General features: G+C 36.8%; 1 protein-coding gene. It reads right to left on the bottom strand.

Annotation, left to right across the window (positions count from 1 at the left end):
- The coding region (locus tag A3761_RS26615) for a hypothetical protein (RefSeq protein ID WP_197472726.1) at positions 1-372 on the bottom strand (372 nt) is incomplete at both ends.

The following is a 372-nucleotide window of genomic DNA, read 5'->3' as shown; positions in this document are numbered from 1 at the left end:
GATAAAACTGTTGATGTTAGAAACGAAAATTCATCATCAAGTTCTAGTGGAACAAACATGACCACAACAGTTACTAATGATAAAAATGTACACACAGGTTCTTCAACTACTACAACTGATGGTAAGGACAAGTCAGTTAAAACTGACGAAAGCAAAGGAACAAACCACAGTTCAACAACTGATGAATCATCTGGTAGTAGCACAACTACAAACACAGGTACCACAACAGACGTTAAATCAGGATCCACAATAACTGAAAACACTTCTAATGGTTCAAGTGAAACAAAAAGTAGTGCCATATCAGACAGTACAACTAATGGAACATCAAAATCTGAAACCACTAATAGCGGAACAAGTACGTCAAATGGCACG

The sequence above is a fragment of the Oleiphilus sp. HI0123 genome, assembly GCF_001635315.1.
The sequence above is the reverse complement of the archived record's forward strand: the minus strand, read 5'-3'. Positions and strand labels throughout refer to the sequence as shown.